Source organism: Mesorhizobium sp. M1050, assembly GCF_040318715.1.
Classification (GTDB): Bacteria; Pseudomonadota; Alphaproteobacteria; order Rhizobiales; family Rhizobiaceae; genus Mesorhizobium.
Genome location: NZ_JAMYMV010000182.1, coordinates 1 through 578 on the forward strand (window position 1 = coordinate 1; position 578 = coordinate 578).

Consider the following 578-nt stretch of genomic DNA (forward strand, 5'->3'; position numbering starts at 1 on the left):
ACGGCCTGTTTTCAGACAGGGTGGCTCATTTCCATATCCGCAAGATCTTTCGCCCGCGCACCTACGTGTACATGGCTATGTGGTCTCTGATCGGTCTGGGCCTGCTCTATTCGCTGCTGACGCGCGACCGGCTCGAGATCAATGTCCTGCACGATCGCAATCCGCAATTCGTGACGCTGTCCGACGGCTCCATCCGCAATGGCTATACCGTCAAGCTGCTGAACATGATCCCCGAACCAAGAACGGTCATCGTCACCATAGCAGGCTTGCCAGGCGCAGAGATGAGCATCGTCGGTGTCGACCTCCCCGTCGGTCGCTCTTTTGCGATCCAGGTCGAACCCGACCGGCTCAAGATGTTGAAGGTTTTCGTGCGCCTGCCTGCTGAGCAGATCCATGGCGAAGCGCAGACCTTCACTCTTCAGGTCGAGGACAAAGCGAGTTTCGAGTCGAACGAATACACCGCCACCTTCAACGCGCCGGAGATCGCCAGATGAACGCCACCACGCGAAAATCCCGCGAATTCACCGGCAGGCACATGTTGGCGATTATCCTTGCCTTCTTCGGGGTGGTCATCGCGG

Annotated in this window: 1 protein-coding gene and 1 pseudogene; both read left to right on the top strand. The window is 58.0% G+C overall.

The genetic code is table 11. The annotated features are described in order from the left end of the window. Positions 1-494, top strand: a 494-nt coding sequence (locus NKH57_RS33780) for a FixG Ig-like domain-containing protein (protein ID WP_352950704.1), incomplete at its 5' end; no start/stop codon positions are given. Next, positions 491-578: pseudogene (locus tag NKH57_RS33785) on the top strand (FixH family protein); the annotation flags it as partial. The gene NKH57_RS33780 and the pseudogene NKH57_RS33785, both read left to right, overlap by 4 nt.